Consider the following 18600-nt stretch of genomic DNA (forward strand, 5'->3'; position numbering starts at 1 on the left):
GATCTGATGACGATAAGATGGGTAATCGTATTTGAACTACTGAACGAAATTCATGAGTAATCACCCCGATCTCTCTGAACTCGATGCCTTTGCCGCCGTTGCTCGCCATCGCAGCTTCCGCAAGGCCGCCGACGAGCGTGGCGTTTCGGCTTCCGCGTTGAGTCACGCGATGCGAGCGTTGGAGGCACGCCTGGGCATCAGGTTGCTGAACCGAACCACTCGTAGCGTGACCCCGACCGAGGCCGGCCAACAGCTATTGGCGACGCTGGTCCCGACCCTGCACCAGGTTGCCGACGTATTGGCGCACTTGACCTCGATGCAGGAAGTGCCCGCTGGCAAACTCCGCCTCAACGTGGCGCGCCCGGCGGCTCGTATCGTGTTTGCGAAAGTGCTCGCGCCCTTCGTGGCCAGGTATCCACGTATTCAGTTGGACCTGATCACCGACGATGGATTGACCGATATCGTGAACGGCGGATTTGACGCTGGAGTCCGCTTTGGTGAAAGCCTGGCCGGCGACATGATCGCAGTCCCTGTCGGCGCCCCTCAATCGTTCGTGACCGTTGCTTCGGATGCCTATCTGGCCGAAAAGGGGATCGCGCACGCCCCCCGCGACTTGCTCGAGCATGCGTGCATTGCCAGGCGTTTTCCCAGTGGCAAACTTTACGCCTGGGAGTATCAGGCAGGCGGTCAACCGATACGGTTATCCGTCACAGGCCCGCTCATTCTGGAAGACGATGCGCTGATGATCCAGGCGGCGAAAGATGGCGCTGGGATTGCCTATGTCTACGAGGAGCTGGCGCGCGACGAAATCCGCAACGGGCATCTCAGAGAAATACTTCAGGAATGGAAAGCACCGCCAAGCCGATTCTTTCTTTATTACCCCAGTCGGCGCCATGTGCCACCGGCCTTGAACGCGCTGATCGAATTCATCAGAGCGGGTGACTTGCGAACCTGATTCAGAACCATCGCGACCGGCGGTTTCGATGACTGCTCCGGGGTGAATCCACAGTCGAAAGCAGCCCTTCGGGTCGAACAGCAATCGGCCAGAAGCAGCCACCCGCTTCCAGATTCAACCCGTTTTACACGTCAACCAGGCACTCCAGAACAGGCTGCTGAAGAAACGAGTAGCGCCTCCGAATCCGGCGTCATGCAAAAGTTTTTGAACCGCCGCCTCGGAATGTGGTGGGTCGGCGCCTTGAAGGATTTTCCCAAGCTTGGCCTTCACTTCATCCGAGTTGGCTCCATGCTGCCGCCACCGTTGCCCCCAGGCAGCAAGCAGTAACGGCTGACTGGCATAAGCATATTGATTCCCCGCGACAATCAACGGCGCCCCCGGCTTTAGATGAGCTCGAATGGATCGTAAAATTTCCCGCTTGGTATCATCGCCATCGAGATGATGGAGTACCCCGATCAAAGTGGCTGCGTCATATGAGGCGTCTGCAGCCAGGTCTTCAACATGCCCAAGATGCATGGCCGTCCTTTCAAGCAAATTGTTTGCCTCTAACTGCTGCTTCGCTGCCTCCAGCATCGGCCCGGATGGGTCAACAGCAGTGAAGCGCCAACGCGGCTCAAGTTTGGCCATAGCAATAATTTCCTGTGCAGTACCGCCAGCGCCAACCACCAGTATTTTTGTCGAGCTTGAATTGCCGAGGCTTGCCGCCAGCATGCATGCAGTCAGGTCGTGGCAGGCGTCATATCCGGCTAGTGCGATACGGCTCTGTCGTCCGTACTCATTGGCTCGAGAGGTATCAAATTTTTCAGCAGCGTTGAGAGGGGATGAATTCAAGGCGGTTCTCCATGTCCTCACATCACGCTACGCCACACACAGTCATAATAAAAATTCATTAATTTTATATACTGCATTCCCATAAGGAATGTACGGTTCAAACAATCTCTCGCCTATTCAGACTAATTCCGCTTTGTAGCGACAGTCAGTTTCGGGGCGAAAGCACGGCCTCCATTTTGCCCTCCTGCTGACTCTTTCAATCCCACCTTCAAGGACCGAACCTGTGATCGCATCCCCCGCCAAACTCCTTTTCCTGCCCGGAGCCTCAGGTAACACCCGGTTCTGGTATCCGGTTGCTGAGCGCCTGGCCCACCCGGCGCAGCAGGTCCATATCGGCTGGCCCGGCTTTGGAGACACTCCGCCCTTGCCTGGCGTGACCGGCATGGATGATCTGGTGACTCGCGTGCTGGCCGAGATCGACCGGCCCACAGCGCTGGTGGCGCAGTCCATGGGCGGTATAGTCGCTGTGCTTGCAGCGCTTGAACGCCCTGAGCTGATCACGCACCTGACGCTGACCGTCACCTCTGGCGGGGTGGATATGTCTGCTCTGGACGCGCATGACTGGCGCCTGGATTTTGCTGCCGCCAACCCGACACTGCCGAGGTGGTTTCTCGACGACCGCACCGACCTCACGCTCCGGTTGGTCGAGTTGCGCATGCCAGTCCTGCTCCTCTGGGGAGATTCTGATCTGATCAGCCCTGTTCGCGTCGGCCAGCGCCTTGCTCAACTGTTACCCCGCGCGGAACTACACGTTTTCCCTGGCGCCGATCACAGTCTTGGCTTTACTCACGCAGCCGAGGTGGCGAGGTTGATCGAGAGACATCTGGCCTGCTGGTGAGTGGAACACTTGTTGCCATCGCGTAGGACTGATTGTGCGGCCCCGTGCGTTTCAAGACATCTCGGATAGCGGACAGACAACCGGAAGCATATCGCTCCTAACCTCGCCGGATACTCAGCGCAAATCGCGTAGAGATGAAAAGAATTAAGCGTAGCTAAAAGTGTACGAACCAACATTGAGTCTATGACATGTGATTTCGCACCTCGTTGACCACCTGCTACGGGGCGTTTTCTGCCGACTTTGACAGGCAGAAAACGGCCAGAAGCGGACGGTCGTCCCCGCCAATAAGCCCGTACTTTGGAAGATATTTTTTTGGTAGATGTCAGGCTTTTTCACCAACTCACAGCAGTTTGTCCTTCAGCAGCTGCTTGATCAGTCGTTCCGTCTCACACATTTCACCGAGAAATTCCTGATCATAATGACTGGTGGTTTCCAGGTAGCCTCGCGTGCAGTTCAAGAGCCCCTTCAAGCTCGCCTCCAGCTTTTGTTTTGAGCCAGTACCGATTAGCGCCAAGCTTGCCTCGTACCGCTTTAAGTAATCAGCTACGACGACTTCATCAGACGCGATGCATTTGTCTCGAATTGCAGCGATAGTTTTTTCGATTTGCTGGTTCACATTCCGCAAGCTGTCTGAAAGCACCTTTTACTCCCGCTACTATTCGCCGAATGGTCCCTGGATTTTATAGACACAAATGAACGACAGCTATGGGTCGTTTTCTGCCCGTCGCGACAGGCAGTAATCGGCCAAAAGCACCCTCTGACGACGAACCCGGCCCTTACACAGTGGTCAAAACAAGTGATGGCGTCGCGACTCGCTATCACCGTCCTCACCAAGAGGGGTCTAATGAATCTTCTAGCCACATGTAAGGGGGTATGTATTCCTCTGGCGCTGTGCGTGGCTGTGCTCCTGGCATTTGTGGTTTCCTGCAGTACATTGCCGAGGATAGTGCCCGACATGGCTCGCGCGCCCTCTGCGCCAGTGCAACTCGACGGGATACACGGACCTTTGTCAGCCGAGCGCAGCAAGGCCATTCTCGACCGACTCAAGTCCACCGGCGCAGAGACCAACATCTTCGATGTGCACCTCGCCATCGAAGAATCCATCGTCGGCAGCCCGCTAACGGAAGGAAACAAGGTCGACTTGCTGCAGGACGGCCCCGCCACCTACCAGTCGATGATCAAAGCAGTGGAAGCTGCGCGCGACCACATCAACATGGAGACCTACATCCTTGACGATGATGAAGTCGGCCAGCGCTTCGCCGCCGCACTGATCGCTCAGCAACAGAAAGGCGTACAGGTCAATCTGATCCGTGACAGCGTCGGAACCCTTGGAACACCCTCAGCGTTTTTCTCTCGATTGACCGAAGCGGGCATCAAGGTGCTGGAGTACAACCCAGTCAATCCGATGACGGCCAAAGCGGGCTGGGACGTGAACCAGCGCGACCACCGAAAGCTATTGATAGTGGACGGCCGTATTGCCTTTCTCGGCGGGATCAACATCAGCAGCGTCTATTCGGGGGGCTCGTTCAGCGCTCACTCGAAGACTCGCCCAACGGGTGATTTGCCTTGGCGCGATACCGACTTGCGCATCGAGGGGCCCGTGGTTGCAGACCTGCAGAAGCTGTTCATCGGAACCTGGACGGCCCAGAAAGGTGAACCACTCGCGGCTCGCCACTACTTTCCGCCACCTGAGCGCAAAGGCACCGAGGTGGTGCGCGCCATCGGCAGCTCGCCAGATGAGCCGTTCAGCCTGATCTATGCCACGCTGATTTCGGCGCTACGTAGCGCGCAGTCTGAGATATGGCTGACTAACGCCTACTTTGTTCCCGACCCGCAGTTGCTGGCGGCACTCAAGGAGGCAGCAGCACGTGGAGTCGACGTCAAGCTGGTACTACCCAGCAGCACCGATTCGTGGCTAGTGCTCCATGCTGGTCGCGCCTACTACAGCGAGCTGTTGAAGGCCAACGTCAAGCTTTACGAGCGACGTGACGCGCTACTCCACGTCAAGACAGCAGTAATCGATGGCGTGTGGTCGAGTGTCGGCTCCACCAACCTCGACTGGCGCAGCTTCCTGCACAATGATGAAGTCAACGTTGTTGTGCTGGGCACCGGGTTTGGAAAAAAAATGCAGGCGGCATTCCTGGCTGATCTGGCCAAATCGAACGAAATCAAGCTGGAAAAGTGGCAGCGCCGCTCGCTCGGTGTGAGAGCCAAGGAGCAGATGGCGCGACTCTGGGAATACTGGCTATGAGTTGAGTGACGTGTCGCTGAGATGCACTGTTCTGCCCCCTGATTGGTATGTCGCTAACTCAACCCCAAGAAGCAGCGCAAGCTTTGAAAACTCGCAATGCCGCCCTGGACGTAAGCGTTCAGCGATCACACCTTCCCAGTTTGCAACTGCTAGCGTCGTTGGTTGATCCCGCTATCATGCAGGGCGTATTTCACGAATGTAGATAACGCTATGCCAAGATTGTCATTCGCCGTCAGAATTTTGTTCGCATGCGGCCTTTTCATCGCAACCGCTAATCACATCCGTGCAGACGTTTCGTATGGATTGTTCTGGGACTACGGATACGGGCCTAACACTTACTTGGCCAGCCGTATTTTCTGGGGGGCGCTTACGTTTTTTGACCCGCTTGCAGCACTGCTACTTTTCATCAAACCAAGAGCCGGAATCGTGCTTACGGTAGCGATTATTTTGGTCGACGTAGCCCATAACACTTTTTACGTCGCATTGAAGCAACAGTGGCTGGAGCCGTTCTACCTGTCCCAGGTAGCTTTCCTTATCGTAGTATTCCTACTCTCACCCATCGCTTGGAATCGCCCTATTCGGGACGTAGCGCTCACCAATCCAGTCCGATTGTGATTCGCTCCATTTATGAGTATGAGTAACCGTCAGGTGAAGACGCCTACCTGTACTGAGCAGAATCTGCGATGAGGTGCAGTAGCCCCGAACCTCACCGCGCAACGGTCTAGATAGGACCTGAACATTGCTGGCAGGGTCAGCTATGGATGCGTAGGGCGTCCCAAGGTAAGGTACGGTCGTCACGCTTGGGTTGATAAGGATGCGCCAAGCAGCGAGTAAGGATAACTTCACAAGGAATTGTCAGTGTACCCACCCGCGTTCCCCCATGACCCTATCACTCCTATTTTCCACAACGTTTACCTAGTTCATGGCAGCATCAGGATCGGCCCTGGAATGCGTATGAACCGAAACATGGTCATTGTCAAAAATGGCGATGAATTGACCCTCATCAACCCAGTGCGCCTGAGCGATGCCGCACTAAGTCAGCTGGATGCACTAGGTAATGTTCGCCATGTCCTGCGTCTAGGAGATTTCCATGGTCTAGACGATCGGTTTTACGTTGACCGATATCAGGCGGAGTTCTGGTGTCAATCTCGACCGGAGACTTACAAGGTGCCTACGGCAAACCATGTGATCAACGCCGCAGCGTCTCCGCCGATGCCTGATGCACAGTTTTTCGTGTATGAAGTGGCCAAATACCCTGAGGCGTGTCTTTTGCTGAAGAATCTAAAACTGCTCATCGCCACGGATAGCATTCAATATTGGGCCGACTGGAGTTACACGACTTTCCTTAGCAGATGCGTGCTTCGAATGATGGGTTTTAAGCTGACGCTACTTATTGGCGGCCCTTGGCTGAAACGCGTCACGCCGGAGGGGGGCAGCCTTGGCGCCGACTTCGAGAGGCTTCTGAGGCTTGATTTCGAACATGTCGTAGGCGCTCACGGCCAGCTCTTGCGTGACACTGCCAAACCTATGCTTGAAGCGGCAATTGCTAAGGCATTGCCAGATTGAGCAGGCGATAGCTTGCTTCCGACAAGCGTGCGACCGAATCGCTCTACGTTGGTCAGGCCGGTATCCACCGATGCGGCAGCAGCTGCTCGATCTCACTCGCGCGCTGGGTGTTGGCAGCTGCATCGTAAGCGTCTCCTGATGCCTGCGCTTAGGGCGATGGAGTCATCTATTGAGATGCCCTCTCCCGTCGGGCAAACTCTGGTTGCTTCATTGGCCGATAACAGGAGTTTACGGATGCCATTTCCACTGACGGAACATAATGCCTTGTTGGCCCTAAAGGGCGTAGGGCCGGCCGTTATCGCTCGCCTTGAGCAGATGGGCATTGACTCGCTAGCTGTGCTCAGCAAAGCGAATGCCTGTGACATCCTGGCTCAGGCATCGGCAGCAGTGGGATCAACTTGCTGGAAGAATAGCCCCCAAGCTCGGGCCGCCATTAACGCGGCCATTGAGCTTGCAAAGGACTCTCAGTTGAGCACACCTGGTGCGTAAAGCTGATCGCTTATTTCAATTGGTAAATCTGATTCGTGTCCATCAGCCAATCTCTGCTGAACGACTGGCTAGCCGAATTGGCGTTTCCGTTCGCTCAATCTATCGATACATCGACGACCTTTCCTTCAGTGGGATCCCAATCTATGGTACCGCCGGCGTGGGGTATGCCTTGGATGCCGATTTTGAGATGCCGCCTTTAACGTTGAACAGGCTCGAACTGGATGCATTGATGCTCGGGATGGAAATGCTTTCAGCTTCCGCCGATAACGATCTAAGTGCTGCTGCGAGGATGTTGTTGAGCAAAATCTCAGCGTCCATAGTCCATCACAAGGTTGACCCCGGCGCGGCAAAAATCAGGGCACTTGGAACAACACCTTCCTCGACGCGAGTCCATCTGGCAACTCTTCGAAATGCCATCGAAAACACTCAGGCGCTGAAGATAACTTACACAAGCTTGGACGGTGTGGTTTCGCAGCGCCTCATTTCCCCCCTTGGCCTTTTCTACTGGGGAGGAAAGTGGACGGTTGGAAGCTGGTGTAGTGCCAGGGCGGCTTACCGCGATTTTCGGGTCGATCGCATAGCCTCCATCGCCATTGCCCAACAACCATCACCCGACAATCCTGCTCTTGATCTCCAAGCGTATATGAAACACCAGGCAAGCCAGTGGAAAGCGATCACCACTACTGACACTACGCTGTCAGTATGAGCCACTGATAATTGGGGCTCACTAACACACAGCAGGTCATCCCTATGCAGCGCTCATCTCATGTACTCGAATTAGCCATTTTCAAGGTCAAACCGGAATGCGTTGTGAAAGTGCCTGTGCTCCGCGCCGGGCTTCGTGAAACGTTAAAGACCTTTCCGGGTTTGATCGAGTACCGTGCCTACTGCCCTATGAGCGACGACCGAGTCTTCGCGGACTTGGCAATGTGGGACAGTCTTGAGAACGCACAAAAAGTGGCAAAGGCGTTCAACGATGGAGATCCGAGATTCTCTGAGTATATGTACGCTATTGAAAACCTGACGTTCATGAGCCACCTCGTTCCAGAGATGAGTTGACCCCGACGGCCTGCCAGAGCAGGCAAGAGACACCGATGCCTTTGCTGTCAGGCATCGGTGTCGTCACTTCCAGTGTAAGTGTTCTCAGATCACCTATTGCTAGGTTCCGGGCTGCAAACTGACGTTATCTGGTGAAACCGTTTCGAAAAAAGTAAGCACCTAGCGAAGACACCTCCCTGATGCGTCAGGGGCGGTGCCCTTTACGGCTTGTTAAATTATTCGAGGTGGTAATTCAACCAAATATGGTGCGTTCCATCGGTGTCAATTGTGATCCCTCCTGACCCTGATATCCCTTTCAAACCATCCGTACCACTGCCTCCAACTATGCAGAAAAACTCATCTGCACGATCAATTCCGGTAGTGGAGGCGGAATGAATGAAGTTAAAGGAACCCTCTACCCCATTCACCGTACCCTTGAAGCTCTCCATCGCGATGTAGCTGTTCGCCCGCCCGGCTCGGGCTGAAGTCGTACACCACTGCCTTGAACGCCGAAAAAGGCGTAGTGCAGTAGGCTCAGACATAAGCGCGATGGGTTTTCTTCTCGCCCGGCGCGAGCATCTGTACCGGCGTTTCGTCAGCGTGGATCACACCTTGAGCAAGCACTGTTTCGCGCAGCGCATCGACCAAGGGCTGGAGCTGCACACCGGTTTGGCCGACCCATTGCGCCAGGGGCGAGCGGGCGATAGCCAAGCCGGCGCGGCCAAAGATTTTCTCTTGCCGATACAGCGGCAAATGGTCGGCGAACTTGGCCACCATCACGTGAGCCAGCAGCCCTGCGGTCGGGATGCCCTTGTCGATGACCTGGGCCGGAACCGGAGCCTGACTCAGCGTTTCACATTTGCGGCAGACCCATTTTCCGCGCACATGCTGCTCGACGGTGAACATGCCCGGGATGTAATCCAGCTTCTCGCTGACGTCTTCACCGATGCGCTGGAGCTGGCAGCCGCAGGCGCACTGGGTGGTGTTGGGTTCGTGATAAATCACGGTAAGCGGAAACTGCGCTGGCAAGGAAACACGCTTGGGCTGCTTGCGTGGTTCGGCCGGCGCAGCCGGCGGATTCAGCGCCTTCAACTCGGCTTCGATGGCCGCGATGTCGGTGTCGAGCAGGTCGTCGAGCAGGCTGCCTTGGGCAGGGCTCAGTTACTCGCTGCGCTTGGCAAACTTGTTACGTTTGAACCAGGCGATTTCGTGGGTGAGCTGCTCGATGATGGTTTGGTCGCGGTCGTTCTTCTTGCCCATCCGGTCGACCTGCTGCCCGAGAGAATCAACCTGGGACAGCAACTGCGCCGCGAGGGCACGCAGTTGGTCAGGGGACATTTGGTCGAGATTGGGCGATGAAGTCATGCCGCGAATTTTGCCAGAGCAAGCCGTTTGCGGCGATAGACCAATGGGCTAATGGCGGGCGTTAAAGCAGTGTGATTGCACCGCCCGCCCCAACGCGTTGCCAAGGCAGACCGAGCACCAAGGCCTGAAGTTGCTCGGCATCCAGCTCCATCTCGCAGCCATTCCGAATACCGGGCCAGTGAAACTTGCCTTGGTTCAACCGGCGAGCAGCCAGCCAGACACCAATCCCCTCATGCACCAGTACTTTCATACGAGTGGCGCGGGGTTGGCGAACAGATAAGCACAGTGCGGCTTCGCCGCACCGAACACCGCGATCACCCTGGCCAGCGCCGTTTCAGTGCCGGCACGCATGTCCATGGGCTCGGTGGCAAGCCAGATGGCGTCGATGCGAATCATTGAGTGAGTCCACGGACAAAGCGGGCGCAGCCTTCAGGATCGGACGTTGGCCATTTCACTGTGATCGATTGCTCGCCAAGCGGCAACTCAATGGTCGCCAACGCTTCCACCTGCCGTTTAGGTGTAGCTTTCAACGGAACGAAAGCCGGCAACGCCGCTAGTAGCTGATCTCGATAAAGCGGTAGCCACTTGCGGATAACGCTGGCATTGATGCCGTGGCTGATGGCAACGCTGGATAGGGTTGCGCCCGGTTGCAGACATTCCTGAACAACCTGGACTTTGAACGGTTTCGGGTAAGAGCTTCGTTGGCGCATGGAAATCCTGACGTTAAGGGCGATCGCGTCCGCTTAAAATACGCGGACACCATCGCCCTTAATGCTGGAGTTCGGAAGGTGTGTTCCCGGAACGCTTACTTTGAACCAGTCGGCACGGCTTAACGGCCATGATCCGTATGCGTATTTAAAGGGCGTGCTCACGCGACTGCCGATGCAGCGTTAAGCGCTAGGCCCGTATCCGTAGTCTCAGAGCAAACCATGTAAAGCATCTGCACGGATGTGATTAGCGGTGGCGAAAAAAAGGCAACACGCAAACAAACTCTGATGGTGAATGACAACCTTGGCATAGCTTTATCTACAGTCGGGATCTAAGCCCTGCATCATAGTTGGATCGACCAACGATACCAGCTGTTGCTAATTTAGAAGGCGTGATGGCCAACCTTACGGACGTGCTGACTCGATTGCCGACTCAACGGGCGAGCGGGATTAGCGATCTGTTGCCGCACAAATGGGTAACCGTTTTAACATCCAGAGTGGTTGGCCTGATGCTTGTCGGTCGTTCAATTGGTATCGCGATGTCGACGCAGCCACTCTTCGACGACTTCTCCGAGAGTCTTAGATACGTCATTACGTATCCAAGCCATAAAATCCCTGTCAAATCTAAAATCCACGCCGCAGTGCTCCACCATGAATCTGCGAACATTCTGTGTATTTCTATAATTCTTGCAGACCGTCGTATTTCTTGTGAGCTGGTCACTGTGCCAGTTAAAACTCATGGGGGCAGACTCCATGCATAATGGTCAAACTTACAAACTCATAGCAGGCTTCGATCCCATGATTAGGATGCCTGGACTCTTGCAAGCGGTATCCACACATCCACGTAACCCTTGCCTTGGGACGGTTCGAAATCAGAACTGTACTGTTCGAACTCAGGGGCGTCGGCAAGCTCGTAACCAGATTCAGGCAACCAGTGATTGAAAATGGTGAAGAATGTCTGATGGATTGTCGAGATATGGCCTTGGTGTCGGAACACGACATAGTTTTGCTGTGGCACTTTGAAGTGTCGAAAAGCTGGAGGAAGACCGTCGACGCGGGACACCTCGGTGCCGGCAATGTACTCAAAACTACCATCCTCTTCAGGATTACAGCACAGGCCATAGTTCCAGCTGTTTACCTGACATGGTACTCGCCCTATGTAAGGAACGAACGCTTGCCACAAACTGACGATGCCTTCGTTCCTATCGATAGTAAAACGATCCCCCAAACCAGCAATGAAAAACTCGGATCTAGTTTCAAAGCGGGGTTCAGAGAGTGTTATCAGCTTCCTTTCTTTCATACGTAAAGGCTCCACCAGTGAGAGGGATTCATCCTCGTGCTCACGAACCTGCTTCGGAGTGAATCCAAACAGATCGCAGAAGGCGCGCGTAAAAGCTTCATGGGAACCGTAGCCAGCATCCAGCGCTACTTTTAGGATATCCGGTGCCCCCCGCCGCAAGGTCAGTGCCGCTTGGCTCAAACGCCGCGCCCGGATGTAACGCATCACCGACCAGCCCGTCGACAGCGCAAACAAACGGGCAAGGGCAAAAGGAGACATGTTGCAATGGCGCGCGACACGTCCCAAATCGAGGTGGGATCCCAGCTTCAGCTCGATGTACCACAGGGCTCTCTCGATATTCAGCATTACGACGCTCCTTGAAAGTAGAGCAACGTTATCAAATGAACGGGTAAAGCATTTGATCGTTCTTGCGGTTTCTGCCTTCGACCAGAACGTCTAAAGATCTCCATGTCTCCTCGCTACGGTTTCTGAGGATTTCATCGGAAGGAATATCCTGGGCACTTATTCAAGGTGACCCCTTAGGTCAAGGTGTCTTGGTTGGGCGCTTACGATGCAGCGGCCGAGCGAGATTATCGAGTTGCTGCCGCATAGATGGGCGCCCGTTTAACCACGCAAGGTCTTTTGGGCGGACGCTTACTGTCTAGGGCCTGGCCACAAGGTTTTAGAAAATGCGTAAGCGATGGGCTTGAAACTGGAAGCAGGCTGCAGCTTCCGTTTCCCAGATGCTGACAGTTCAGTTGGAAGAGTTGTTCAGCTGCTGAAGCTCAAGTTGCTTGGCAGCACTGGCTTCGAGGTTTGCACGCTCTTCATCCAGATACCGATAAATGCTTTGGAGGTTGGCGATTTTCTGTTTGATTTCTGCCATCTTCTTTTCAATTAGCTTTGCGCCGTCAGCACAATCGATCAGCTTGTTCCGCTGCGCATCCAGAATCTCGCCTATTTCCCCCAGGGAAAACCCCATGCTTTGCGCGCGCTGGATAAAGTCCAGATCCTGCAGAGTTTGCGCTGTGTAAACGCGATATTTGTTAGTTTGCCGCAGCGGTGAGATCAGGCCGATTTGCTCGTAGTAACGCAGCGTATGGCGGCTGGCGCCGCTGCGGGCCTCGAGTTCGCCGATTTTCATGAAAACACCGCTTGACTATAGAGTTGGGTCGATAGTTTACGCTTGATTTCTCACCTTAAACAAGGAACAGGGAAATGAGCGTGGAGTGCTTTGTCACGGGGGGTACCGGCTTCATCGGTCAACATTTGGTGGCGTACCTGAGTGCAAAAGGTCACACCATTCGGGTGTTGATGCGTCGCCCAGAGCGACTAGCTGCACTGCGGGAGCAAGTCGACGATTTGGGAGGGTGCGCAACCCGGGTATTTGCCGTAGCTGGCGATCTGGAACGGGACAACCTCGGGCTGAGTCTTGCTGACCGAGAAGTGCTAAGGCACGCCAGAGTCGTATTCCACCTAGGCGCCCACTTCGCATGGGGGCTTTCAGTGGAGCATTCTCGTGCGGTGAATGTGGAAGGGGCAAAGCGCGTGGCGCTGTTGGCGGCTGAGCAAAAAAGCCGGTTAGTGATGATCGGCGGCTACATGCTGAAAAATCATGAACATCTGCAACGCATCGGAATTGATCCTCGTTATCCGGAGCTGACGAATTGGCCTGCCGTCTACCGACATGTCGGTGGTTACGAGGGGAGCAAGCTGGAGGCGCATTTTGCGACCTTGGAGGTCATGTCCGCCAAGAACGGGGAGATTACCGTTGTCCACCCCGCGACGGTTTGTGGCCACAGCCGCACGGGGCATATCCTTGACGGTCAGCCGCTGGGAGAGCTGATACGCAACCTTGTGCAGGGAAAGCTGACTGCCGTGCCCGGTACCGCCGAGCACTGGCTGCCACTGGTCACCGTGGATTACCTGGTTGAGTTGGTGGCGGTTTGTGCTTTTGATCCTGCCATGGTGGGCCAGGAACTGCTGGCGCTTGATGACCAAACTCCCAACTTGCGAGAACTCCTGGTACAGGTGGCACAACCTTTGGGCTTAAAGTCTCCCAAGCATTACATTTCACTCCGATTGCTGAAGTTGCTACTGAGTATTCCTCCCGTCGCGCGGTTTTTGAATACAAAACCCGAAGCCTTGGACTTTATCCAGACCACTCGTTTTGATACAGCGGCGGTCGAGCAATTTGCCAACAGGCATGGAATAGCCAAACCGGATATACGTCAGTCTTTGCAGCACACTGCAATGTTCGTCAACTCATATTGCATAGCCAAGGGCTAGGCCCTCTGACTTCATCCAGCTTATGCCACAATGAATGCGGGGGTTCGCGGGATCTTCGGATTCTCAAACTTTGCGCCGTCGATGTAGGGCGGCATTCTATCGAACGACAATTCAGCGACAGGGATCGTCATCAATGCAATCTACTTTCAGCAAAGGCGTCATATTTGCACTCTCCGCCGCGGCACTGAACGCAACGATCGGTGTACTCAGCAAAGTACTCATGAGTAATGGCTTCACCGCCAGCAGTGTCGCCGTCATCAAGACCGTACTGGGTTGCATGCTTCTCTCGATCTTACTGCTTTTCCTCAAGCGCCCGGCGTCGACGACCAAATGGACTCAGGCGGCTATCTGCGCGTTCCTTGGCATCTTTGTGCTGTTCCACTTCGAAACGTCCGCCTATCGCCATTACGCTGCAGCAGGTGTGGTGGTGATGCTGATGGCCAGTGCCTCAATTTCCTCGATCATTCTGGGGCGCATTTTTCTCAAGGATGCCATCACCGCGAACGCGACCGTGGGCGCCGCACTGGCTATCGCCGGGATCGCGGTGATCTTCGGCGCCGACCTGCAGCAGGGCTTTACCCTGCAAGGTGCTGCGCTAGCCTCCATGGCCGGATGCGGCTATGGGGCCTTTTCGGTTGCCATGAAGCGGATGGGCGTGTCGGGGGGACTGCACTTCACCCGGCAATTGCTGTTCTTTGGCAGCCTGTACCTGCTGATGCCGGCTGCGGCCGATGGTTTCGTGATCGGCGAGCTGTCGCCGCTGGCGATCGCCGCACTGCTGGCGCTGGCCGCGCTGCCGACAATCCTTGGCTTCTTCTGCACCACCAAGGCCATCGAGTATCTCAAGCCATCCCAAGTGCAGGCGCTGGAGCTGACCGAGCCGCTGTTCGCCGCGCTGCTGGCGTTTGTGGCGCTCAATGAAGTACCGCGCGAAAGCCTGTACGCGGGGGCGGCACTGATCATCGTCGGGCTGTGTTTCTCCAATGAACTGATCCGCTTGGGCAGCAAAGCGTCCGTCCCGTCGACCGAGTGAGCTATTTTCGGATCCTGATTGCTTTAGCAATCAGTGGTTTTGAAGTGTTTTGAGCGACTGGCCCAGCGGATGGGTTCAGCGGCATGCCTACCCGCCACCAACTACACTTCCTCCAGCCAGTCTGGGCAATCGTCCGAGGGCACACTCCAGGAGGAATCATGACACGGAAGAACGTCTCCAACCCCGAACCAACGGATACAAAAACCAACGTGCTATTGAGCCCGCCTGACATAGGTGCTCTGGCAGAGATATCCATCACCGATCCTGACAAAACGCACCCTGCGTGGATCAAGGAGCAGTTTCCTGAGTACGTGGACCCGCATGCAGGACATGAGGCCAGGACTGTTCGCGAGATTAACCACAAAGGGCACGTTGTCCGGATCGTCACCACCTACCAGGTGGAGGTTGATGGGGCTCCGGTCCAGGCGCATCTGTTTGTGGACGACGCGGGCCAGGTCCATACGCACGCCACCCCGTTCGTCACTTACGGATCGGCTCTCGACTTGATGACCGCGGTGATCGATGCCTATCCAGAATCCTTCATCAAGGGCGATGGCGACGGGGCAGAGCAGCCCGACCACCATGCCCACGGAGCACATCATGATCAGGTCTAATGCGGTCAATGATCTTCCGGCGCTCAAGAAATACGTCGAAGGGGTAAAGCGACTCAAGGACCCCGTGCAGAATCCTTGGCCCGGGCAGGCCAACCTCTCGATTTATGACTCCTTCGTGGCCTGGCACCACCGGGCCATGATGATTTCAACGCCTGCCGGGCAGATGGCCAGGAACGCTGCGCATGGCGGGCCATCATTCTTGCCGTGGCATCGCTACTTCCTCGTGCGGCTGGAAACCTTGATTCGCAAGGCGATAAACGACCCACACTTTCGAGTCCCGTACTGGGATTGGAACACTGACGCGGAACTTCAGGACCCCAGGACGTCACTCATCTGGTCGGATGAGTACCTTGGACAGTTCGTGGATGGGACGTGGCGAGTGCGAGTAATGGGTGATGGCCGCACCATGGAACTAAACAAGGTAAACCGCCCCTTGGTGCGTTATCTGGGAAGAGGTGGGGCGCTGCCCAGCCGCGCCAATGTGCGCAAGGTCATCCATGAAAACCCGGTGTATGACAAAGCACCCTACAACGCGGCGCAGACCACCGGTGGTGCGCGCAACAGCATCGAGGGATGGGCGGGCGAAGAACGCATTCATAACAACGTCCATGTATGGGTCGGTGGTGACATGGGACTGTCATCCTCGCCGAATGATCCAGTGTTCTTTCTACATCATTGCAATGTCGATCGGCTCTGGGCGGCATGGCAAGCGAAGCATCCCGCCGCCGCATACGTACCGGCGGGAAATGCCCCGGATACGCTCAAGTTCCATCGGATTGATGACCCGATGTACAGCCCTTTCCCGGAAAAGGTGACACCTCGAGATGTCCTGAATTACAGCCAGTATTACAAGTACGACACCTTGGGCGACCTGCTTTAGACAGCATCAAACGGAGGCGCCTGCAGTGATACTGAACGCCTGCTCTTCCAGACGGGTTTGTATCAACGCTGCCAGTTGTCGGGTGGCAGGCGCCAGGTGTTCTGCTCCACGATAAAGCACATAGCCGAGGGTCGGCAGTGTGGGTAGGCCAGCAATAATGGCGAGATGTCCTGGCAGCCCAATGCGGGTTCGTAACGTGAGGCCCAAACCGGCGGCAACGGCCGCCCAGATTCCACCCACGCTGGGGCTGGTCAGTGCAATTCGCCAGGGGATTCGCGCCTCATCCAGTGCCTGGGTTGCCGCGCTGCGCAACACGCAAGGGGCGTCGAACAGGATCAATGGCAGGGGAGAATCTACAGAGCAGTTGAGCGATGGTGTGTCACGAGACCCGATCCAGTGCATCTGCGTTTCACCCAGGCGGGTGGCATAAGGGGACTTGTGCCCTGTGTCCCAAGTCAGGGCCAGGTCCAGGCCACCGCTGTCGATCAACGCAAGCAATTCGGTATTACGCGCAATCCTGACTTCGAGGCTCACCCTCGGGTACATCTTGACGTAGCGTCGCAGAATGTCGCTGAGAAAGTGTTCGCCAAAGTCCTCCTGAAGCCCCAGACGTACCGTTGCGGCGGTCTGGCTTTCGTGCAGGGTCTGGAAAATGCTGTCGTTCATTTCAAGCAGTTGGCGGGCATGGCTGAGCAGGGACTCACCCACCGGCGTCAACACCAGCCCTCGACCGGATTTGGCCAGCACTGGCGTGCCTATCTGTTCCTCAAGCTTCTTGAGTTGTGCGCTCACGGCAGACGTCGAGCGATTGAGCCGGTCCGCCGCTTTGGCAAAGCTGTTGAACTCCACACCGGTCACGAAAGTACGCAGCACATCAAGATCGAAGGTCGGACGGCGCATCGAATCATCCAAAAATTCAGGACTATGGTCGCCATTAAATCGGATATTCGGAATTATCGCGACTTGATAATTTTCGCCTGTCAGTGGGTTTTTCAGGAGTAGAGCGTTATGCCGTTTGCACGTATTTCATTGCACCGGGGAAAGTCTGCCGAGTATTTACAAGCCCTCTCACAGGGGCTGCACGACGCGCTGGTAGAAAGCTTCGAAGTGCCGATGGCCGACCGGTTCCAGGTCATTCACCAACATGAAGTGGGCGAACTGATATTTGATCCCGGCTATCTGGGCGGTCCACGCAGCCATGACTTTGTGCTGATCGCGATTACTGCCGGTCGCCCTCGAGACATCGAGACGAAACAGCGTTTCTATCGCACCCTGGTCGAGAGACTGAGTCGAGCGCCAGGCATCGACTCAGAGGACGTCATGGTGGTGATTACCACTACCGCGGCAGATGAATGGTCGTTTGGTGGTGGGCGGGGTAACTAGTTTTCTATCAGGCGGGCAACAACGCTGAAGGCACCGGTCGTTCACCACCATCGGTGCCGAAGTTGTTCATTCAAATTATTTAACGTCACGCCATCGACTGCGGGCATGGAGATAGGCAGTCACATCGCTGTAGCCCAATTGGGCTGCAATCTCCGTTAACGACTCGCCGTGCAACTCAAGATGCAGTTCTAGTTCTGCACGAATCTGATCGAGTAATTGCCTGAAGGTCGTGCCTTGTTCTTCCAGGCGTCTACGTAATGTCCTGGGCGTCTGATGCAGCGCCTTTGCAAGATTGTCCAGGTTTGGAGTTTCACCTCTCGCCAGAGATCGTCGCGCACCTTCGGCAACCTTGGCTGACCAACCGCTGAAGTTGCGATGCGCGGCAATCCGTCGATCCAGTTCCTGAGTCAATAACTCCAACATCCCGTGATGACGGGTCTGCATCGGCAGGCTCAAGCTTTGCGCATGGAAATAGAAGCGGTTAACCGGGCAGTCAAACTCGATGCGGTCTCCAAACCACTGGGCATATTGCTTGTAATACGAGGGACGCGAATGGATGAATTTTGCCAGAATCGGCTGCACATCCTGCCCCGTTCCACGTCGCAATTGCGCGATGGACATCACGCCGTAGTGTTCGATCACATACTGCGCCAACTCTCCTGGCGCATCCACGCACAGCTCGATTCCGACGCCATTTTCATCATTCACCAACCTCACATTGTCAGTGTCCGATGCAAGCGGTGCGTACCGCGCCCAGAGGTGCATGGACGACAAAACGTCGGGGCTATACAGGCAAAGATAAGCCAGGACGTGCCAGTCCTGAGGTGTGAACAGCGCGAACAGTTTTAACCCGATCGCCGGATCAATGCGCGCCGCCTCGCGCCAAAGCTGATCCAGTTCGATCAGGCTGTAATCCGTGCTTTTTCGGCAAACCTGGCTGTCAAGAAAGCGCTCCAGCACTTGGCCCAGCCGGCCTCGATGAAAGCGCTGGGGCGGGCGATTGGCCGGTTCTAGCTCAATTCTGTCCATTTCGCGCATTGGGAGGGCTGACTCCTGGGTTTCTAATGACAAGGCATTGCCCG

At 55.6% G+C, this 18600-nt stretch carries 23 protein-coding genes and 2 pseudogenes; 13 read left to right on the top strand and 12 right to left on the bottom strand.

The annotated features are described in order from the left end of the window. The first annotated feature begins 52 nt into the window (after positions 1–52). Positions 53–955, top strand: coding sequence for a LysR family transcriptional regulator (locus MMG91_RS04785; protein WP_305502376.1), 903 nt, complete (start codon positions 53–55; stop codon positions 953–955). 114 nt (positions 956–1069) lie between these two features. Here MMG91_RS04785 and MMG91_RS04790 read toward each other — a convergent pair whose 3' ends face one another. Continuing rightward, on the bottom strand, positions 1070–1786 hold the full coding sequence (locus MMG91_RS04790; protein ID WP_310658902.1) for a class I SAM-dependent methyltransferase: 717 nt from the start codon (positions 1784–1786) through the stop codon (positions 1070–1072). Between the two features lie 223 nt (positions 1787–2009). On the opposite strand from MMG91_RS04790, the gene MMG91_RS04795 reads away from it, so the two are divergent. Beyond that, the gene (locus tag MMG91_RS04795) at positions 2010–2624 is read left to right on the top strand and encodes an alpha/beta fold hydrolase (protein WP_305502373.1); all 615 of its coding nucleotides are present in this window, start codon (positions 2010–2012) and stop codon (positions 2622–2624) included. Between the two features lie 340 nt (positions 2625–2964). Here the strand turns inward: MMG91_RS04795 and MMG91_RS04800 are convergent, their stop codons facing one another. After that, positions 2965–3264 carry a hypothetical protein gene (locus tag MMG91_RS04800; protein WP_305502372.1) on the bottom strand — a complete coding sequence of 100 codons (300 nt, stop codon included), beginning with the start codon at positions 3262–3264 and terminating at the stop codon, positions 2965–2967. A gap of 315 nt (positions 3265–3579) precedes the next feature. Here MMG91_RS04800 and cls point away from each other — a divergent pair, with 315 nt between their 5' ends. The 5 genes from cls (at position 3580) to MMG91_RS04825 (ending at position 7989) form a co-directional block, all read left to right on the top strand. Continuing rightward, positions 3580–4875, top strand: a complete 1296-nt coding sequence (gene cls, locus MMG91_RS04805) for a cardiolipin synthase (protein WP_310658903.1) — start codon at positions 3580–3582, stop codon at positions 4873–4875. A gap of 954 nt (positions 4876–5829) precedes the next feature. Beyond that, positions 5830–6441 (top strand): hypothetical protein, encoded by a 612-nt coding sequence (locus MMG91_RS04810; protein ID WP_310658904.1) that lies wholly within the window; start codon positions 5830–5832, stop codon positions 6439–6441. Between the two features lie 234 nt (positions 6442–6675). Continuing rightward, entirely contained in the window at positions 6676–6930 is a 255-nt protein-coding gene (locus MMG91_RS04815; protein WP_026331705.1) for a hypothetical protein, read from the top strand. Then, positions 6923–7636, top strand: a complete 714-nt coding sequence (locus MMG91_RS04820; protein ID WP_310658905.1) for a YafY family protein — start codon at positions 6923–6925, stop codon at positions 7634–7636. Before MMG91_RS04815 ends, MMG91_RS04820 begins: the two co-directional genes overlap by 8 nt. Before the next feature lie 44 nt (positions 7637–7680). Then, positions 7681–7989, top strand: a complete 309-nt coding sequence (locus MMG91_RS04825) for a hypothetical protein (protein WP_310658906.1) — start codon at positions 7681–7683, stop codon at positions 7987–7989. Positions 7990–8204: 215 nt separating this feature from the next. On the opposite strand, the gene MMG91_RS04830 is transcribed toward MMG91_RS04825, so the two are convergent. The 5 genes and pseudogenes from MMG91_RS04830 to tnpA all read right to left on the bottom strand — a co-directional run bounded on the left by MMG91_RS04830 (position 8205) and on the right by tnpA (position 10043). Beyond that, positions 8205–8417, bottom strand: coding sequence for a DUF3224 domain-containing protein (locus MMG91_RS04830; RefSeq protein WP_310658907.1), 213 nt, complete (start codon positions 8415–8417; stop codon positions 8205–8207). Positions 8418–8430: 13 nt separating this feature from the next. Further along, positions 8431–9333, bottom strand: a pseudogene (gene tnpC, locus MMG91_RS04835) (IS66 family transposase); the annotation flags it as partial. A 61-nt stretch (positions 9334–9394) separates the two neighbouring features. Next, positions 9395–9583, bottom strand: coding sequence for an IS66 family insertion sequence element accessory protein TnpB (gene tnpB, locus MMG91_RS04840; protein WP_310658908.1), 189 nt, complete (start codon positions 9581–9583; stop codon positions 9395–9397). Further along, complete coding sequence (locus MMG91_RS04845) at positions 9580–9729, bottom strand: hypothetical protein (RefSeq protein WP_310658909.1); 150 nt, start codon at positions 9727–9729, stop codon at positions 9580–9582. The genes tnpB and MMG91_RS04845 overlap by 4 nt, the downstream gene beginning before the upstream one ends. Further along, complete coding sequence (tnpA, locus tag MMG91_RS04850) at positions 9726–10043, bottom strand: IS66-like element accessory protein TnpA (protein ID WP_310658910.1); 318 nt, start codon at positions 10041–10043, stop codon at positions 9726–9728. The genes MMG91_RS04845 and tnpA overlap by 4 nt, the downstream gene beginning before the upstream one ends. A 100-nt stretch (positions 10044–10143) precedes the next feature. Between tnpA and MMG91_RS04855 the strand changes: the two are divergent. Continuing rightward, positions 10144–10227 (top strand): annotated as a pseudogene (locus MMG91_RS04855) (transposase domain-containing protein); the annotation flags it as partial. A 337-nt stretch (positions 10228–10564) separates the two neighbouring features. Here the strand turns inward: MMG91_RS04855 and MMG91_RS04860 are convergent. The 3 genes from MMG91_RS04860 to MMG91_RS04870 form a co-directional block, all read right to left on the bottom strand. Then, positions 10565–10780: a DUF6434 domain-containing protein gene (locus MMG91_RS04860; RefSeq protein ID WP_310658911.1), complete on the bottom strand. Its 216-nt coding sequence runs from the start codon at positions 10778–10780 to the stop codon at positions 10565–10567. 62 nt (positions 10781–10842) lie between these two features. After that, positions 10843–11685: an AraC family transcriptional regulator gene (locus MMG91_RS04865; protein WP_310658912.1), complete on the bottom strand. Its 843-nt coding sequence runs from the start codon at positions 11683–11685 to the stop codon at positions 10843–10845. Positions 11686–12073: 388 nt separating this feature from the next. Then, entirely contained in the window at positions 12074–12463 is a 390-nt protein-coding gene (locus tag MMG91_RS04870) for a MerR family transcriptional regulator (protein WP_305446018.1), read from the bottom strand. Positions 12464–12537: 74 nt separating this feature from the next. Between MMG91_RS04870 and MMG91_RS04875 the strand changes: the two genes are divergently transcribed. The 4 genes from MMG91_RS04875 to MMG91_RS04890 all read left to right on the top strand — a co-directional run bounded on the left by MMG91_RS04875 (position 12538) and on the right by MMG91_RS04890 (position 16135). After that, a complete protein-coding gene (locus tag MMG91_RS04875) occupies positions 12538–13608 on the top strand; it encodes an SDR family oxidoreductase (protein ID WP_310658913.1) in 1071 nt (356 codons plus the stop codon). Positions 13609–13741: 133 nt separating this feature from the next. Beyond that, positions 13742–14641, top strand: coding sequence for a DMT family transporter (locus tag MMG91_RS04880; protein WP_305446016.1), 900 nt, complete (start codon positions 13742–13744; stop codon positions 14639–14641). Positions 14642–14799: 158 nt separating this feature from the next. Continuing rightward, on the top strand, positions 14800–15255 hold the full coding sequence (locus MMG91_RS04885) for a hypothetical protein (RefSeq protein ID WP_310658914.1): 456 nt from the start codon (positions 14800–14802) through the stop codon (positions 15253–15255). After that, the gene (locus tag MMG91_RS04890; RefSeq protein ID WP_305446014.1) at positions 15242–16135 is read left to right on the top strand and encodes a tyrosinase family protein; all 894 of its coding nucleotides are present in this window, start codon (positions 15242–15244) and stop codon (positions 16133–16135) included. Before MMG91_RS04885 ends, MMG91_RS04890 begins: the two co-directional genes overlap by 14 nt. A gap of 6 nt (positions 16136–16141) precedes the next feature. Here the strand turns inward: MMG91_RS04890 and MMG91_RS04895 are convergent, their stop codons facing one another. Next, a complete protein-coding gene (locus MMG91_RS04895) occupies positions 16142–17035 on the bottom strand; it encodes a LysR substrate-binding domain-containing protein (RefSeq protein WP_310658915.1) in 894 nt (297 codons plus the stop codon). Between the two features lie 108 nt (positions 17036–17143). Between MMG91_RS04895 and MMG91_RS04900 the strand changes: the two genes are divergently transcribed. Beyond that, positions 17144–17518 carry a tautomerase family protein gene (locus MMG91_RS04900; protein WP_123722202.1) on the top strand — a complete coding sequence of 125 codons (375 nt, stop codon included), beginning with the start codon at positions 17144–17146 and terminating at the stop codon, positions 17516–17518. Positions 17519–17593: 75 nt separating this feature from the next. On the opposite strand, the gene MMG91_RS04905 is transcribed toward MMG91_RS04900, so the two are convergent. Continuing rightward, positions 17594–18556, bottom strand: a complete 963-nt coding sequence (locus MMG91_RS04905; RefSeq protein ID WP_310658916.1) for an AraC family transcriptional regulator ligand-binding domain-containing protein — start codon at positions 18554–18556, stop codon at positions 17594–17596. Between the last annotated feature and the right edge of the window lie 44 nt (positions 18557–18600).

The sequence above is a fragment of the Pseudomonas sp. JL3 genome, assembly GCF_031570575.1.
GTDB lineage: Bacteria > Pseudomonadota > Gammaproteobacteria > Pseudomonadales > Pseudomonadaceae > Aquipseudomonas > Aquipseudomonas cucumis.